Raw genomic sequence first — 16610 nt, forward strand, 5'->3', positions numbered from 1 at the left:
AGAGTATTGGGCTAGTTCTTCTTCTTAGCCTTCGTCGGTGCATAGACATCGGCGTAGATTTGGCCAGAAAGAACGTTAATTGCCTTTCGAATTTCGTCGGCCACTTCACGCATGACCACCGGGTTACTAGCTTCATCCTGTAGGTGCGAAAAGTTTAGAGGCTTGCCAATCTTGATTCCCACGCGGCCAGGATGCGGAATTCGCTGACCGATAGGCTGAACCTTATCGGTGTTGATCATTGCGATCGGAATGACTGGAACACCTGTCTCCAAGGCAAGTTTGGCGACTCCAAGCTTTGCCCGGTAGAGCCGTCCATCCGGCGAGCGAGTACCTTCGGGGTAGATACCGAGCAACTTACCTTCAGCCAGGGCAACATTGGCGCTGGCCAGCGAAGCAGCAGATTTTTTACCGCCAGAGCGATCCATCGGCAACTGATTAATGCTACGGAAAAACCAGGCAACGAATCGACCTTTGATTCCCTTGCCGTTGAAGTAGTCGTCTTTAGCCAGGAAGATCACCGACCGCTCAAGGGAAGCTGGCAGAAAAACCGAATCGCTCACCGACAAATGGTTGGACGCCAGAATCGCCCCACCTGACTCCGGAACATTATGGAGTCCCTGAATGTCGATCTTGAAAAAAATACGCAGCAACGGTCTGACGGCGAATCGTTTCAGAAAGTCGTAGAGCACGGTGCAGCAGTTCCTTTTCTCGTCTTCAAGCGTGGCCCGAATTCACCCACGGGAAAGATCCCCCATACGGTGAGTCCACACCATTCAATTGTGCACTACGCTCGAGGAAGATCGCAGGCAATGCAAGGGGGATGCAATGAATCAAAACCATGACGTGCAAAAGTCAACAGAACCCGCGGTGTTACTAATCCACGGTTTCACCGGTTCAACTACATCCATGAAGCCGTGGGCTGACTACTTGCAAAGCGTCGGCTTTAGAACTTTATGCCCAGTTTTGCCCGGCCATGAAACCCAGTGGAAGGACATGATTGGAGTCGGATTCTCCGAGTGGATCTCCGCCACGGAAGATGCCTACGACCAACTGGCTGCACAACATGAAACGGTATCCGTTGCAGGACTATCAATGGGTGGAGCCTTGGCCCTTCACCTTGCCACTCGCCGAAACGTCGCCAGTGTTTCTTTGGTAAATCCCGGGTTGGTCGTCGACAGTAAACTTGCACCGTTTACGAAGTGGCTTAAATACATTGTGCGGTCCGTCGAACCGATCAGCAACGACATTGCCAAGCGCGGAGCCGACGAGCAGGCTTACGATCGCACACCCGTCGCTGCGGTTCACCAGCTGTATCAACTTTTCGATCAAACCCGACGTCGATTGCCTTTGGTCACCGCACCGGTTCAGCTGTTTCGTTCCACGGTGGACAACATCGTCTCAGATGCTTCCGTCCGAGTGCTGACCGAAGGGTTAACACCAGGAACCCTTGTCGAACATCACCAGCTATTGCACTCCAAGCATGTAGCCACTTTGGACTACGACGCAGAACAAATTTTTGAGGAGTCGGCTCGCTTCTTCCAGAAGCATCGCAACCAGCACAGCAAAAATATGAAGGGATCCTAATGGGCTCCGAAGACACGACTCCGTCAAGGTCTGATGATCCGCGGTGGGACGAATTGGTCGAGAACTTTCGCACCTTGGATCAGGACACACCGCGCGAGCCCAGTGCAGCAGAGCGTCAGCAGCAACTGCGAAATCTGTTTAGCACTGGACCCGGCGCGCTGCTTAGACCACGTGATTATGAGATTGAAGAAGGCGACGAAGAATTTGTACCGGAAGAGCCTGATGCCTTGGGCTCTGGCAATCCCCTGACCAATCTTGCATGGGTAGCTGCCTTGGGCGGGCCCCTCGGGTTGCTGCTGTGCGTGATTTTCTTTCGCTCGGCGCCAGTCTATGTCTATGTCGGACTGGTCATCGCCACTTTGCTCGGAGCCGCCTACCTGCTTTTGCACCTACCCACCGAACGAGATCCGGGAGATGATGGGGCAAGGGTCTAGCTGACTTTGCACTTCCAGAACGCTAGGTTACTGTAGAGTAATATGATTGTGACGCGGATTACGTCACGATGCTTATGGGGTCACACCAAGTTCAGGAGATGAGTATTAGATGCGCGAATATGGCTCACCACTTCGCATTCACTCGCCAGCACAGTCCAACATCACTGACCTGTTGCTACGTCATGCTAATTCGGCAGCTAATCCTGCACTATTCTCAAAACCCACCTCGAACTCCGGATGGCAGGATGTCACCGCATCGCAGTTCGCCGCGGAAGCTTCCGCCATTGCTAAAGGCTTCATCGCCAATGGGATCAAGCCCGGTGAACGTATCGCCCTGATGGCTGCGACGCGCTATGAATGGACCTTGGTCGATTTCGCAATTTGGTTTGCAGGATGCGTCACGGTACCCATCTATGAGACTTCCTCACCGAGCCAGGTTGCGTGGATCATTGCCGATTCCGGCGCCGTAGCTGCCGTTGTCGAGTCCTCGTCGCATGAAAATGTTGTGCGACAAGCTGCACATCAAGAACAACTTGAAAGCCTCAACCATGTATGGCAATTTGCTCCTGGCCTCGACAAGCTGAGCAACGACGGACTGGATATCAGCGATGAAATTCTCGAAGAACGCCGGACCTCTGCACAGCTGAAGGACGTCGCGACCATCATTTACACCTCTGGCACCACCGGTCGCCCCAAGGGCTGCGAACTGACACATTCAAATTTCGTTGAACTTGCAGAAAACTCTGTGGCCGAGCTGCCTGAGGCGGTCTACCCTGGTGCATCGACTATCATGTTCCTTCCCCTGGCCCATGTATTCGCACGCTTCATTTCCGTAGTCAATATTGCGGCCGCGTGCCGCACCGGCCATACCCCGGATGTTAAGCATCTTTTGGACGATCTCCAGTCCTTCAAGCCGAACTTCATTCTGGCTGTGCCCCGCGTTTTCGAAAAAGTCTATAACTCGGCAATGCTGAAGGCAGAGGACGGTGGAAAGGGCAAGATTTTCCACGCAGGCGTCAACGTGGCTGTCAGCTACTCTCGAGCCCAGCAAGAAGGGAAGATTCCCCTCGTCTTGCAGCTCAAGCACAAAGTTTTCGACGCGCTCCTATACAAGAAGCTACGCAATGCGATGGGTGGCAACATCCGACATGCAGTCTCGGGCGGCGGCCCACTGGGTGAACGTCTGGGCCACTTCTTCAATGGCATCGGGGTGACGGTCCTTGAGGGCTACGGCTTGACCGAAACTACGGCCCCTGTTTCAGTGAATACTCTGGCAAAAATCAAAATTGGTACAGTCGGCAAGCCTCTGCCGGGCAACGCGGTGCGTATTGCGGACGACGGTGAGATCCTTGCCAAGGGAATTTGCGTGATGCGCGGCTACCGCAACCGCCCCGATCTAACCAACGACGCGTTTACCGACGGATGGTTCCACACCGGAGACATCGGCGAACTCGATGCCGACGGCTTCCTGAAAATCACCGGGCGCAAGAAGGAAATCATCGTTACCGCCGGAGGCAAGAACGTCATACCAGCGCTTCTGGAAGATCAGATCCGTTCCGACGCGCTGGTGTCCCAGTGCCTCGTCCTCGGAGAGGGCCGCCCGTTTATTTCCGCATTGGTGACCTTGGATTCTGAATCGCTGCCCGGTTGGCTGGAACGCCATCATTTGGACAAGGCGCTGAGCATGCAGGAAGCAACGGCACATCCGGCAATCACCGCAGCGATTCAGGCAGTCATCGACAAGGCCAACTCCACCGTCAGTCGAGCCGAATCGATCCGCTCGTTCCGCATCGTCCCGGACGACTTCACCGAGTCCTCCGGACACCTCACACCCTCGATGAAGATCAAGCGAGCAGTAGTGATCAGGGACTACAACAACGTCATCGAAGACATCTATTCGACGCGCAAGCCCACCGCGTAGCTCAGCACGGCATCGGCAAGATTCCACGATTCGTGGGATGCAGCGGCCCAGGGAAACCTGCGGCCGCTTTGCTGTATCTGGCTGACATAGGAATCTTCCAAGACCACGTGGTCAAATATCGGCGAAGTCTGGCGGCGGGAGCTGCCCCATTGGGCGAAGACAAGGTTCTGAGCCAACGATGTGCGACCGTTGGCAAGCAGCCACTGAACTAGCTCCATCAGCCGGTCCTCCGCCTCGCTGCCTGAATTGGCAAGGACCACCAGCACGTCGACGTCGTCGAACTTTCCATCAATGGCGCTGCGCACGCGCTCCGGGCCGGCGGTGGCCACGTCGGCAGCCAAGTCCAGACGTCCCAGTTGACCTTGTAGCTGACGGGCAATTTCCTCGTTCGGCAGATCAACATCGAGGGTGAAGAGCAGGATGTTCAGACGCTCCCGCTGTGCCGCAATCTGTGACGCCAATTTCCGCAGGCGCGCCAGGGTGGACCGCGGAGAACTTTTAGCTGGCGTCATGATGGCTCCCTCGTGTTTCGCTGTTGGGCATGCGTCTAGGCGATGCCCCATGATCTTTTCACAAAAGCAGGGCAGTCCACGATTTTCTTCGCGGACTGCCCTGTGCGTGCGGCCGATTAACCGGCCGCCCGGCTGCTGTTACTTCGGTTCAATTACGACGAGCAGGTCTCCGCCCTGCACCTGGCTGGTGCCGTCGAGTGTCACCTGTGCGACGATGCCGGAGACGTTTGCGGTGATGCCGGCCTCCATCTTCATCGCCTCGATGGTAGCCACCGACTGTCCGGCTTCGACCAGATCGCCGACCTGGACGTTGACGGTGACGGCCCCGGCGAACGGCGCCGCGACATGTCCTGCATTGTTCGGGTCCGCCTTGGGGGCGGTCTTGACGGTTGATTCAACTGACTCATCGCGCACCTTGACCTGACGGGACTGGCCGTTGAGCGTGACGACCACGCTGCGCATGCCCTTCTCATCTGGCTCCGAGACCGAGATCAGCTTGACCAACAGGCGCACGCCGGTACCCAGCGAGATCACGTGCTCGACGCCGCGGACCAGGCCAAAGAGGTAGTCACGGGTGTGCAGCACGGACAGGTCGCCGTAGTTCTCCACCGACTTGGCGAAGTCGCGGGCTGGACCGGCGAACAGCAGACGGTTCAGGGTAGCGCGGACGGTGTCGTCGTCCCCCTGCAACGCGGCTGACTCTTCTTCGCTCAAATCCTCGACGTGCGGCTTGACGTTGCGTCCCTGCAGCGCCTTGGTGCGGAACGGTTCCGGCCAGCCGCCGGGAGGGTTGCCCAGCTCACCGGAGAGGAACTGAATTACCGAGTCCGGGATGTCGTAGTTCTGCGGGTTGGCCTCAAACTCCGCCGCTGGTACGCCGGAGCCGACCAACTGCAGTGCAAGATCGCCGACCACCTTGGAGGAGGGGGTCACCTTCACCACGTTGCCGAGCATCGTGTTCACCGAGGCGTACATCGACTCGATGGCTTCGAAGCGCTCGCCCAGGCCCAGTGCAATCGCCTGCTGGCGCAGGTTGGAGAGCTGTCCGCCGGGAATTTCATGCTGGTAGACACGGCCGGTAGGAGCCGGCAGTCCCGATTCGAACGGCTTGTACAGGGCACGGACCGCTTCCCAGTATGGTTCAAGGGATGCGACTGCCTCCAGGGACAACCCCGGATCACGCTCGGTGAACTCCAACGCGGCGACCAACGCCGAAGCAGAAGGCTGCGAAGTGGTTCCTGCCATGGCCGCACTTGCGACATCCACCGCGTCGACGCCTGCGTCGATGGCTGCCAAGAGGGTCGCCATCTGCCCGCCCGAGGTGTCGTGGGTATGCAGGTGCACCGGCAGGTCGAAGCGTTCGCGCAGCGCGGTGACCAGCTTGGCCGCGGCGGCGGGGCGCAGCAGGCCTGCCATGTCCTTGATCGCGATGATGTGGGCGCCGGCGTCGACGATCTGCTGTGCAAGATCCAGGTAGTAGTCCAGGGTGTACAGCTTTTCGTTGGCGTCCAACAGGTTGCCGGTGTAGCACAGGGCCACCTCCGCCACTGCGGTGCCGGTCTCGCGCACGGCCTTGATCGCCGGAGCCATTTGGGAGACGTCGTTCAGCGCATCGAAGATGCGGAAGATGTCGATTCCTGCGGCGGCTGCTTGCTTGACGAAGGCGTCCGTAACCTCGGTGGGGTACGGCGTGTAGCCCACGGTGTTGCGCCCACGCAGCAGCATTTGCAGCGGGATGTTCGGCAGTTCGGCGCGCAGCAGCTCCAGACGCTTCCAGGGGTCCTCCCCCAGGAAGCGCAGGGCCACGTCGTAGGTCGCCCCGCCCCACACCTCCATGGAGAACAGCTGCGGCACGGTGTGTGCGTAGGCAGGTGCCGCAGCCAGCAGGTCGCGGGTGCGTACGCGGGTAGCCAGCAGCGACTGGTGGGCGTCGCGGAAGGTCGTGTCGGTAATGCCTACCGCGGTGGAATTGCGCAGCGCCTTGGCAAAGCCTTCGGGGCCCAGTTCCAGCAGCTTCTGTCGCCAGCCGTCAACAGGACGGGCATCGTCAGAGGGGCCGTCGAAAGGAGAGCGCAGCGGCTCGCTCGACTTGTCCCCCGGGAAGGAAGGTAGCTTATCTCGCGGGTCGATGCCTTCGATCCGTGCGCCGTTCGGCTGGTTGACCGTCACGTGGGCCAGGTAGCTCAGCGCCTTGGTACCGCGGTCCTGGGACTCATTGCCGGTCAACAGGTCCGGGCGCGAATCGATGAAGTCGGTTGCTACATCTCCGGCGATGAACTGCGGGTCGTTGAGCACGTTGAGGATGAACGGGATGTTTGTGGCGACGCCGCGCACGCGGAATTCAGCCAGCGCGCGGCGGGCACGGCCCACGGCGGTCGCGTAGTCGCGGCCGCGGCAGGTCAGCTTCACGAGCATGGAGTCAAAGTGCGGCGATACTTCGGCTCCCGTGTAAATGGTGCCGCCGTCAAGACGCACTCCCGAGCCGCCAGCGGAGCGGTACACGGTAATGGTTCCCACATCCGGGCGGAAGCCGTTGGCTGGGTCCTCGGTGGTGATGCGCGACTGCAGCGCCCAGCCGCGAACCTTGATCTTGTCCTGGCTGATGCCCAAATCGCTCAGCGATTCCCCGGAGGCGATGCGCATCTGCGCCTGGACCAGGTCAATGTCGGTGACTTCTTCGGTCACCGTGTGCTCGACCTGGATGCGCGGATTCATCTCGATGAAGACGTGCTGTCCGGCACGCTCGCCAACGGTGTCGACCAGGAATTCCACGGTGCCGGCATTTTGGTAGCCCAAGGCTTCGGCAAACTTCACAGCATCACGGAACAATGCCTGGCGGATGCTCTCATCAAGGTTGGGGGCCGGAGCGATCTCCACAACCTTTTGGTGGCGGCGCTGCAGCGAGCAGTCGCGTTCATGCAGGTGGACGATGTTCCCGTACTCGTCGGCAAGGATCTGAACCTCGATGTGCCGCGGACGCAATACCGCCTGCTCGAGGAACACCGTGGAGTCGCCGAACGCTGTTCCGGCCTCGCGCATCGCAGCGCCGAGCGCTTCTGGCAGATCTTCGCGCTTGTCGACCCGGCGCATGCCGCGTCCGCCGCCGCCGGCAACAGCCTTAACGAAGATCGGGAATCCAATCTTGTCGGCCTCGGCAATGAGCTTCTGAGCATCGTCGCTCGGCTCTGAGGAGGCCAGTACCGGGATACCTGCTTCACGAGCGGCCTTCAAGGCAGCGACTTTGTTGCCTGCCAGCTCGAGAATTTCAGCCTTTGGGCCGATGAACTTGATTCCGTTGGCGGCCGCAGTGCGGGCCAGCTCCGGGTTTTCCGATAAGAATCCGTAGCCTGGGTAGATTGCGTCGGCGCCGGCTTCCTTGGCAACGCGGACGATCTCATCAATATCCAGGTACGCACGAACCGGATGTCCTTCTTCACCAATCTGGTAGGCCGCGTCGGCCTTCTGACGGTGGACTGAGTTGCGGTCCTCATGCGGGTACACAGCAACGGTTTTTGCGCCTACCTCGTAACCTGCACGAAATGCACGGATTGCGATTTCACCGCGGTTGGCGACCAAGATTTTTTCAAACATAGTGTCCCTACATCGAATCAGCACATGTGTTTCCGTGGCCGACGTTCGTGGCTCATCACGAACGCTATTCCAGCTGGAAACAAATGTGTCGGGTCTGGCAAAAGCACTCAATCAAGCACCTTCTGGCAACACCCTACACGCGTGACGTACAGAACACCCAAACATTTCTTTCTATGGTCGGACCACATGAAACATTGTGTGAATCTGATGCTTTAATCACTAAGTTGGTTCAAATGGCAAATTCCGCCGTTGCAAAGTCGGGGAAACACCATCACGCACACTATGATGATGAGAGACTAATTAATTCGGTGGGACGTTCAAGAAGCGAACAGTGAAAGGCGTGGTCTGGTCCGTGCACGTAGTGAGCATCAGCAGCCTCAAGGGCGGCGTTGGAAAGACCTCCGTAACACTCGGACTGGCCTCAGCGGCATTAGCCGCAGGAATTCCAACACTTGTCATCGACCTTGACCCTCACGCCGATGCCAGCACCGGCCTGGGCGTCAGAGTCAACGGAAATCAGCCAATCGGCCAAATGCTGAAATATGCGCGACGAACTCGTTTGCAAGACAATGTGGTCGCCGCGGCATGGCAGACCAAAGCCGCGGAAAAGAAATCCCGCACCCGAATTCCGGTACTTGACGTGGCAGTTGGCGACGCTTTCACCAGCATCTACGATCGCCCAGACCTGCGTACCAGGGACCTGCGTCGCCTCACCCAGCTACTCAGCCGTACCAGTGGTTATCAGCTGGTGCTCATCGACTGCCCTCCGTCTCTCAACGGCCTGACCCGTATGGCCTGGAGCGCTTCGGATCAGCTACTCCTTGTGGCCGAGCCGAGCCTGTTCTCGGTGGCAGGTACCGAACGTACTCAGCGTGCTCTGGAATTGTTCCGCCGCGAGTTCGCTCCGTCCTTGGGGCCGGTAAGCGTCGTCGCAAACCGAGTTCGCAAAGATTCCGCAGAACATACTTTCCGACTGTCTGAAATGCGCCAAATGTTCGGAAACTCAATGGTCAAGCCCGAGATTCCTGAACACCCAGAGTGGCAGCAGATTCAAGGCGCAGCCTACTCGGTCCACCTTTGGCCTTCGAAGAGCACTGCACCGATGCTCTCTCAATTCGATGCACTGCTCAAGGATGTCATGGGGAAATCCAACTTGAACAACGATTAATCCATCTAAATAGAAGATCGTCGGCTTGAATCTAACGATTCAAGCCGACGATCTTCTATTTTGTATCAATGCTGCCAAATCATCCGACGTGCCGAGCAACTTTCGCCGCCCTACGTGCAGCGAGTTCATCGCCAGGCAGATCCTGGTCCAGTGAACTCTCGGAAGGAAGCTGCGCGAGCGAGCCTTCCACCTCTCTCCATACCCGTCCAACGGCAATCCCAAAAACACCTTGACCCTTCTGGACAAGGTCGATCACTTCGTCGGCACTTGTGCACTCATAAACCGAGGCACCATCGCTCATCAACGTAATCTGTGCAAGGTCTTCTACCCCGCGCTCTCGCAGATGTGCCACGGCTGTACGGATCTGCTGCAATGAAACACCAGTGTCCAAAAGTCGCTTGACTACTTTCAGCACCAAGATATCTCTAAAGGAATACAGTCGCTGGCTACCCGATCCTTGGGCAACTCGCACCGCGGGTTCCACGAGTCCGGTACGAGCCCAATAATCCAACTGGCGGTAGGTGATGCCTGCAGCTTTACAAACAATTGGTCCACGATACCCCGCGTGCTCGTCGAGCTGCGGCAGGTCATCGGTGAAGAGCAAGCCTTGAGTATTGGACCGCTGAACACCACTGACGGCCCCTGTGTGGGGGCCCACCTGGTTTGTCTCCATCCAATGCTCCTTGCAAATCAGCGCGAATCGAAAAGTGTCGTGGGAAACTAAGCTACCCCTGCAGGTGCGAGTGATGAAGGCTCTTGCAGGACCAACAGATTAATCCCTATGACTCGACGGTACGGCTATATTCAACCCGGGTCAAAGACCTTCAAGCTTAACTTTAATCCGTGTCGCTTTATTCGAATCTAGAACACTTCAAGGTCCGATATTCCACAACGATCTTTTGCCTCAAATTATGGCCCTAAGTGAAATCATCTGGATCGATGCTGTCGAGAAACTCGCGAAATTCACGCATCTGTTCTTCCGGCGCTTCTTCCCCATCGGAGCCATTCTCGATAACCACTCCAGCTTCGCGCATGACTTCCTCGGTGCACTGGATCGGACATTGAACACGTACGGCTAGTGCTACAGCATCTGACGATCGAGAATCTACGCGTTTTCCATTGGACAGAACCAATTCTGCGGTGAACACCGCATTCTGGACCGCAACGATCTCGATACGATCCAGCGTCACGCCTAAAGCCTCTATGACGCTGAGTAGGAGATCGTGAGTCAGCGGGCGGGGCGGGGTCAAGCCCTGTTCAGACATGGCAATTGCAGACGCCTCCGGCGCACCAATCCACAAAGGAAGATAAAGATTCTCATGTTGCTTTTTTAGCAAGAGCAACGGTTGATTGGTCGGAAGTTGAATCCGTATACCTGCGAACTCCAAATCCAGCATCATTGCCCCCTGAGGGTTGGAAAGTCGCTTCTGGCTTCAGCTTAGCGGTCGATCTGGGAAATAGCACGCTGCACCAAGGCATCGTGCAGTTCGAGGCATTGGCGTGAGATCTCTTGGGCTTCCTCCGCCGCTCGCGCCCTGGCTGACACCTCAAGTTTTCTCAGATCATTGCCTACGATCGACTCAATGAGTGAGTATTCCCGCTCGGCCGCGGTCCTGAATTGCCGAAGGTGCCGCGGCTCGATACCGTGCGCGGACAATTGCACGGCGGACTTCGTCACGCGAATGCAGTTAGCGTCGAATAGACCGCTCATCGATTCAATTAGCCCGTAATTTAATAGCTCAATGACTAGCTTTTCGCTCGCGCCGGTAATTCCTTGTAGTTCGGCAAGCGACACGGAACGTGAATGGAGTTCGAGGGACTCGCTCATCTCGCTGCTGACCGCTACTGGTGCGGCTGGGGCGCCACCTGGCAACGCCGCTGGATTTTCCCCGCGATCTACCGCGTCTAAATGATCTTTGATGACTTTCAGCGGCAGGTATTGATCACGTTGTACTGAAAGGATAAACCTCAAACGGTTCACGTCCGAGGCCGAGTACTTACGATAACCAGCAGATGTTCGCTGGGGAATGATTAAGCCCTTGTCTTCTAAGAATCGAATCTTAGAAGCCGTAACACGGGGAAACTGTTCCTTGAGTTCGGATAGTACTTCACCGATGTTCAGGGCTGCCTGCCGCACATTCTCTTGGCGCACTGCCTCGAGTCGTGGGCTGCGGGCTGCATCAAACATCGGCAAAGAACAAACACCTCAATGATCAAATGAACGCCAAAACATGTTTGGCGAGAAAACCTATTACTTCAAACTTCACCAGTTTAAAGGTTGGGTACGCTCTGGTAGAAATTAAGTCGGAATTTTCCGATCTGTACCTGCACACCATTGTTGAGGGCAATGGAATCAATGCGATCTCCATTGATGTAGGTGCCGTTCAGGGAACCAATGTCGCTCAACGTAAAACCTTGACCGGTACGAACGAATTTTGCATGTCTGCGTGAGACCGTCACGTCGTCGAGGAAAACATCGGCATTTGGATGTCGGCCGGCAATGCTTTCATCAGTATCCAGCAGGAAACGGGCGCCCTTGTTTGGACCTGTGTGGGCGATAAGCAAAGCAGAACCGCTAGGAAGGGCAGCCACTGCCTTCTTCTCATCCTCGCTCAGCGCATAAATGATCGCCGGTTCCGAGGAATTCTGGAACGTCGGTAGGGAGATATTAGTCGTCTCGGAGGCAGACTCGTTGTGCGGGTCGACTGGCCCATGTTCCGACATTTGTGGTCCTCCAGAAAATCTGCGTTAAGTTCGTAAACGACGAACCTACAATCAACGTCCGTTCGGTATGTGTACCAAACTATTTACAGATTAGCCTACTCAGTGCACAAGCGATAACAGAAAAGTCGATATTTTCACCTCTCTCCAAGCTCAAACGTGGGATGATGCCAATAAGGATGGTGTTCATAGCGCAGCGACCATGAACACTTGGAGTGAAGTGAAAGCGTGAGAGCCATGACAGATATTCTTCTCAAGCGCGCCTATTCTGAACCTGCATCATCCGATGGATACCGGATTTTGGTGGATCGACTGTGGCCCCGCGGGCAATCCAAAGAAAAAATGCAGCTGGATCTGTGGGCGAAGTCCGTTACGCCCAGCCCAGAATTACGCAAGGCGTGGCACCACGACCCGGATAGATTCGATGAGTTCGCCGAATACTACCGGCAGGAGCTGAATCAAAACCCTGCGGTTGACGAGTTTCTTGAGGAATTGGCAAAGCATCCAACGGTGACCTTCGTCTATGGCGCCAAAGACGAACATGTCAACCATGCAGTTATTCTTCGGAAGTATCTTCTGGATCAGTTGTCGCATTCATAGGCGGCACAAAACAGACTCCGTCAACACAAACCTGATCCGAGGCAACGACCTGCTGAAGATCGAAATGGAACTCGTTATTCATCGCTCTGCCTTTCAGACACTGAATGGTTCAGTTAGAAATTCCAACTCTTATCAACCGCAAGATATTCCTCTGGGCTCCACACGTATATTGCGGAGCCCAGAATGCTCATCCAAGGCGAACTCGCGAGCTAAACCTGTTGAAGCAAGATCGGTTCAAAGAATGCCGTCAATTCGCTTCTCGCTTCCAAGGGCAGAATGTTCGCTACATACATGTCCGGTCGGACGATTACGATGGCTCCATCTCGTGAAATCTGGCGATCGTCAAAGACGTCCGGAGAACCAAGGGTCGTATAAACCTTTTCATAGTCCATCAGTCCAAACTTGCCGACGTTGGGACGGAATATTTGGGGCGCATCATTAATGTCCAATTGCCTGTAGTCCTGTTGATAAACCACTTTCACATCAAATAGCGCGTCAATGTCCTCCCCCGGCGCTGTAAAACGAACGATGGGCGACCTGTCGGATTCCATTAGCCATGAAGACAATTCTGCTAGGCGCTTCGATTGGCCGACTGGTTGTTGGTCGGCAAAGACGTAGATTCGATAACGCCCATCTGCGCGGTGATGGTGTCCCAGATGCTTCGGATTCGCGTCCGCCACACGCATCACCTCGGCAGATCTGAAGCGCTTGCCGATCGGGAATCCGAGAGCCAATTCTTGGTGCTCGTTGCTCCCGGTCAATTCTGACGGCGCGTATTCCGTCATAAATCCTGCTGGAAATTCAGCCGTACGCACATAGAATTCTGCAACTCCTTCTTGGCCCTCAAGATCTTCAGGACTAGCAGCCATGATCGAGGACCACTTCTTGTCGAAGTCGATCAGGTCCTTGGCAATCACCGTGCGCTCAGCCGAATAGCTGCGAAGCAGGCTTTCAGGCGCCCTGCCGGAAAGCACATAGCCTAGCTTCCAGGCGAGATTGAAACCGTCCTGCATCGAGACATTCATGCCCTGGCCTGCCTTGGCCGAATGCGTATGGCAGGCATCTCCCGCGATAAAGACGCGCGGGTCCCTGGCGCCGACCTGATCCAGCGGAACATCGTCAAAGCGGTCGGTAAGCCGGTGACCCACCTCGTAGACGCTATGCCACGCAACGTCTTTCACGTTGAGGGTGTATGGCTTCAGGATTGCCTGAGCCCGCTGGATGATCTCTTCTAGAGGGGTCTGCCGGACATGGCCGCCATTGTCCACTGGTACTTCACCTAGGTCCACGTAAAGTCTAAAAAGCTGGCCGCCTTCACGTGGGATCAGCAAGATTGATCCGGCGCTGGAGTGGATTGCGCATTTGGTGCGCACGTCGGGGAAATCGGTCAGGGCTAAGGTATCCATGACTCCCCATGCATGGTTCGCTTTATCGCCGGATAGCTTCGCTCCGATGGATCGGCGCACGTTGCTGCGCGCGCCGTCCGCACCGACCGCGTACTTGGCCCGGATCACGCGTTCAACACCGGAATTATCTTCTGCGCAACCGATAAGCGTGGCTTTTACCGGGTAGTCATCGTCTTCTTCAACCACAAGATCCTTCAGCTCCCAACCGTAATCGGGCACCGTGCGCGCGGCGGAGTTGGCGGCAAACTCGGCAAAGTAGTCGATCACCCGCGCCTGGTTTACCACCAGATGCGGGAATTCGCTGACTCCGGATGGATCATCTGCAGTGCGGTCCGTTCGGATGATCCGTCCCGGATCCTGAGGATCGGGATTCCAGAACGTCGTCTCTTTGATGATGTAGGCCTCGGCAGTAATGCGCTCAGCGAAGCCGAATGCCTGGAAGGTTTCTACGGTACGTGACTGTATGCCGTCAGCCTGGCCGATTTCCAAACGCCCCGGCCGTCTGTCGATAATCCGCGTGTGTACGCCAGGGAAGGCGGAAAGCTGCGCAGCGGTGATGATGCCGGCAGGGCCTGCGCCGACGATCAGCACATCCATTTCATCGGGCAGTTGCTCGGGGCGATTGGTGCCAACTCCCGCTGCTGGCTGGATCCGAGGATCCGCAGACACATATCCATTGTGGTGAAACTGCACAGCTTCAACCTCCCGATTCCCTATTTAGTGGTCCTAGCCAATAATTTCTAGCTCATGTAATTCCACCGATCATATACGATTTGTGATCCAATGCACATGAAGGTCCAGTATTTGGGAGGCCGTCGGCTAGTCAAGCAGATTCACCTTTCCTGTTTGTACCTCCAGTCGGTGCAGCGGTCCTTGCCTCAGCTTCTGCTGCCATCTGCGGTCGTGGCTGACGCTGATGACCGCGCCCGGGTAGTCTGCCAATGCATCCTCAAGCTGTTCGACCAGCGCCGGAGCCAGATGGTTTGTCGGCTCGTCGAGTAGCAACAACTGGGCCCTAGAACTCACCGCAACCGCGAGTTCAAGTCGTCTTCGCTGGCCCGCCGACAGGGCCAGCGGATGACGTAGAAAGTCGCGCGGGGAAAACAGACCCAATGCGGCCAGTGCATCGGCTGCGTCATCGAGGTACTGGTCTGTAGCCAGGGCAAATGCCTGCAAGAGTGATTCACCCGGCAGGGGCATAGCTTCCTGCCGCAGCCAAGCGCAGCGCAGATCCTCAGCACGGCGAATTTTTCCACCACTGTAGTCCAGCTCTCCCGATAGCATTCTGAGCAATGACGTCTTGCCAGCGCCGTTGGATCCGGTGACCAGCCAACGCTGCCCAGATCTGATATCAAAGCTGCCGCAAGATAGTTGCGGTTCGGCCTTACGCGTCGCTGCTTCAATGCTCAGCAGCAGTCCATGCTCCTCGCCCTGCTGCCCCACTGCCGGCAATGCAAACTCCAGTTCTTCCGCGGGACGCTGAACCGGCTGCGATTCGAGTTCCTCGATGCGCGACTTCGCCTGACGGATCTTAGACGTCGACCCATGGTTGCGGCTGCGCAATCTGAAGCTGCCGTGTCCGAAACCTGCTTTTTCCTGCTTTCGGGGAACCGCCGCAACCCGTGAAGCGTTCTTCGCCACCAGCTGCCGAGAACGTTCCAACTCTGCAACCCAAGTTTCATAGGCGACACGGATGGATAAGCGTTCCTGCTCTTTCGCGTGCAGGTATCCCTCGTATCCATCGCCATAGCGGGTCAGGTGACAATCGGCGATTTCAAGGATGGTACGGGCAAAGCGCTTGAGGAACATGCGATCATGGCTGACAACTACCAGCGTGCCACGATGCATTTCTAGGCTGCGCTCAAGCCAAGCCATTGCGGCATCGTCGAGGTCGTTGGTTGGTTCATCGAGCAGCAGCACTTGAGCGCCCGAGCATAGAACGCAGGCAAGGGCCAGCCGAGAGCGCTGCCCACCCGATAGCCGGGCAACAGGACGCTCGCGGTCGAGTTTCCCTAGGCCGAGCTGCTGCAAGGCGCGCTGAAGTCGTTGATTCAGCGTATATCCTTCAGCAGCTTCGTACATGTCGGTCACCTGCTGCAGCTGGCCCATCAGGACCTCTTGCTGGCTGCCGGCTGCAGATTGCAGGCGAACATTGATAGCGGTCATCAGCAGCTCCAGCTGCCTAAACTTGTGATGGTAGGCGTCGATCACCTGCTGGATAGTATGACCCGGTGCAAATTCGGGGGCCTGAGCGGCATAGGCGATGTGACCCGGGACCTCGACGCGCCGCTGCCCTCGATCCGGTATCAGTGAACCGGCTAAGACTCGCAGCAACGTCGACTTTCCCGATCCGTTGTCGCCGACAATTGCAATTCGGTCGGTGGCGTTCAGAAGCAGGTTCGTTTCCTGCAGCACGTCTCGGTCTCCGAAGCTCACCGACACATCGATCAGTTCCAGGTGGAATTCGGCAGGGGCAACTATGGAGCTGGTTTGGTATTGAGAAGTCAAGAAGTTCTCTTTCCTCACGCGGCAGATCTCTATCTGCAACTGGGTTGACGGGAGGTGCGAATCGCCGGATCAGCAGCGATTCGAGATCATCTTCGCGGAGCACCGCTCCACGCGAAGATGTTAAGAGAAAATCAACGTACCCATATTTCTAGCCTAAATTGAGTC

The 16610-nt window shown here is 56.6% G+C and carries 14 protein-coding genes; 5 read left to right on the forward strand and 9 right to left on the reverse strand.

The annotated features are described in order from the left end of the window. Window positions 1–11: 11 nt before the first annotated feature. Window positions 12–689 (reverse strand): lysophospholipid acyltransferase family protein, encoded by a 678-nt coding sequence (locus RUH64_RS06610; RefSeq protein ID WP_313812265.1) that lies wholly within the window; start codon window positions 687–689, stop codon window positions 12–14. Window positions 690–825: 136 nt separating this feature from the next. Here RUH64_RS06610 and RUH64_RS06615 point away from each other — a divergent pair, with 136 nt between their 5' ends. The 3 genes from RUH64_RS06615 (at window position 826) to RUH64_RS06625 (ending at window position 3939) form a co-directional block, all read left to right on the forward strand. After that, the gene (locus RUH64_RS06615) at window positions 826–1584 is read left to right on the forward strand and encodes an alpha/beta fold hydrolase (RefSeq protein WP_313812267.1); all 759 of its coding nucleotides are present in this window, start codon (window positions 826–828) and stop codon (window positions 1582–1584) included. Further along, window positions 1584–2018, forward strand: a complete 435-nt coding sequence (locus tag RUH64_RS06620) for a hypothetical protein (protein ID WP_313812269.1) — start codon at window positions 1584–1586, stop codon at window positions 2016–2018. Before RUH64_RS06615 ends, RUH64_RS06620 begins: the two co-directional genes overlap by 1 nt. Window positions 2019–2127: 109 nt before the next feature. Beyond that, a complete protein-coding gene (locus RUH64_RS06625; RefSeq protein ID WP_313812270.1) occupies window positions 2128–3939 on the forward strand; it encodes an AMP-dependent synthetase/ligase in 1812 nt (603 codons plus the stop codon). On the opposite strand, the gene RUH64_RS06630 is transcribed toward RUH64_RS06625, so the two are convergent. Both RUH64_RS06630 and RUH64_RS06635 read right to left on the reverse strand, forming a co-directional pair. Continuing rightward, window positions 3912–4451, reverse strand: a complete 540-nt coding sequence (locus tag RUH64_RS06630; RefSeq protein ID WP_313812271.1) for a hypothetical protein — start codon at window positions 4449–4451, stop codon at window positions 3912–3914. The two genes, RUH64_RS06625 and RUH64_RS06630, sit on opposite strands and share 28 nt — an antisense overlap. A 138-nt stretch (window positions 4452–4589) precedes the next feature. Then, complete coding sequence (locus RUH64_RS06635) at window positions 4590–8042, reverse strand: pyruvate carboxylase (protein WP_313812273.1); 3453 nt, start codon at window positions 8040–8042, stop codon at window positions 4590–4592. A 352-nt stretch (window positions 8043–8394) separates the two neighbouring features. Here RUH64_RS06635 and RUH64_RS06640 point away from each other — a divergent pair, with 352 nt between their 5' ends. Continuing rightward, on the forward strand, window positions 8395–9210 hold the full coding sequence (locus RUH64_RS06640) for a ParA family protein (protein WP_313812275.1): 816 nt from the start codon (window positions 8395–8397) through the stop codon (window positions 9208–9210). Between the two features lie 79 nt (window positions 9211–9289). Here the strand turns inward: RUH64_RS06640 and RUH64_RS06645 are convergent, their stop codons facing one another. The 4 genes from RUH64_RS06645 to RUH64_RS06660 form a co-directional block, all read right to left on the reverse strand. Beyond that, window positions 9290–9883 (reverse strand): MerR family transcriptional regulator, encoded by a 594-nt coding sequence (locus RUH64_RS06645; protein WP_313812277.1) that lies wholly within the window; start codon window positions 9881–9883, stop codon window positions 9290–9292. A gap of 244 nt (window positions 9884–10127) precedes the next feature. Next, entirely contained in the window at window positions 10128–10607 is a 480-nt protein-coding gene (locus RUH64_RS06650) for a bifunctional nuclease family protein (RefSeq protein ID WP_313812335.1), read from the reverse strand. Window positions 10608–10648: 41 nt separating this feature from the next. Continuing rightward, window positions 10649–11398 carry a MerR family transcriptional regulator gene (locus RUH64_RS06655; RefSeq protein ID WP_396275990.1) on the reverse strand — a complete coding sequence of 250 codons (750 nt, stop codon included), beginning with the start codon at window positions 11396–11398 and terminating at the stop codon, window positions 10649–10651. Between the two features lie 83 nt (window positions 11399–11481). Further along, window positions 11482–11934: an FHA domain-containing protein gene (locus RUH64_RS06660; protein ID WP_313812280.1), complete on the reverse strand. Its 453-nt coding sequence runs from the start codon at window positions 11932–11934 to the stop codon at window positions 11482–11484. 234 nt (window positions 11935–12168) lie between these two features. On the opposite strand from RUH64_RS06660, the gene RUH64_RS06665 reads away from it, so the two are divergent. Next, window positions 12169–12531, forward strand: coding sequence for a DUF488 family protein (locus RUH64_RS06665; protein ID WP_313812282.1), 363 nt, complete (start codon window positions 12169–12171; stop codon window positions 12529–12531). Window positions 12532–12740: 209 nt separating this feature from the next. On the opposite strand, the gene RUH64_RS06670 is transcribed toward RUH64_RS06665, so the two are convergent. Beyond that, on the reverse strand, window positions 12741–14630 hold the full coding sequence (locus RUH64_RS06670) for an FAD-binding monooxygenase (RefSeq protein WP_313812284.1): 1890 nt from the start codon (window positions 14628–14630) through the stop codon (window positions 12741–12743). Window positions 14631–14756: 126 nt separating this feature from the next. Then, window positions 14757–16445, reverse strand: coding sequence for a ribosomal protection-like ABC-F family protein (gene abc-f, locus RUH64_RS06675; RefSeq protein ID WP_313812286.1), 1689 nt, complete (start codon window positions 16443–16445; stop codon window positions 14757–14759). Between the last annotated feature and the right edge of the window lie 165 nt (window positions 16446–16610).

It is taken from the genome of Glutamicibacter sp., from assembly GCF_032154645.1.
In the GTDB taxonomy this organism is placed as follows: domain Bacteria; phylum Actinomycetota; class Actinomycetes; order Actinomycetales; family Micrococcaceae; genus Glutamicibacter.

Bases quoted from the DNA above. Each gene is read 5' to 3' on its own strand.
- RUH64_RS06650 (WP_313812335.1), bottom strand. From the start codon at position 10,607: ATGCTGGATTTGGAGTTCGCAGGTATACGGATTCAACTTCCGACCAAT.
- RUH64_RS06630 (WP_313812271.1), bottom strand. From the start codon at position 4,451: ATGACGCCAGCTAAAAGTTCTCCGCGGTCCACCCTGGCGCGCCTGCGG.
- RUH64_RS06655 (WP_396275990.1), bottom strand. From the start codon at position 11,398: ATGTTTGATGCAGCCCGCAGCCCACGACTCGAGGCAGTGCGCCAAGAG.
- RUH64_RS06660 (WP_313812280.1), bottom strand. From the start codon at position 11,934: ATGTCGGAACATGGGCCAGTCGACCCGCACAACGAGTCTGCCTCCGAG.
- RUH64_RS06665 (WP_313812282.1), top strand. From the start codon at position 12,169: ATGACAGATATTCTTCTCAAGCGCGCCTATTCTGAACCTGCATCATCC.
- RUH64_RS06635 (WP_313812273.1), bottom strand. From the start codon at position 8,042: ATGTTTGAAAAAATCTTGGTCGCCAACCGCGGTGAAATCGCAATCCGT.
- RUH64_RS06625 (WP_313812270.1), top strand. From the start codon at position 2,128: ATGCGCGAATATGGCTCACCACTTCGCATTCACTCGCCAGCACAGTCC.
- RUH64_RS06620 (WP_313812269.1), top strand. From the start codon at position 1,584: ATGGGCTCCGAAGACACGACTCCGTCAAGGTCTGATGATCCGCGGTGG.
- RUH64_RS06615 (WP_313812267.1), top strand. From the start codon at position 826: ATGAATCAAAACCATGACGTGCAAAAGTCAACAGAACCCGCGGTGTTA.
- RUH64_RS06645 (WP_313812277.1), bottom strand. From the start codon at position 9,883: ATGGAGACAAACCAGGTGGGCCCCCACACAGGGGCCGTCAGTGGTGTT.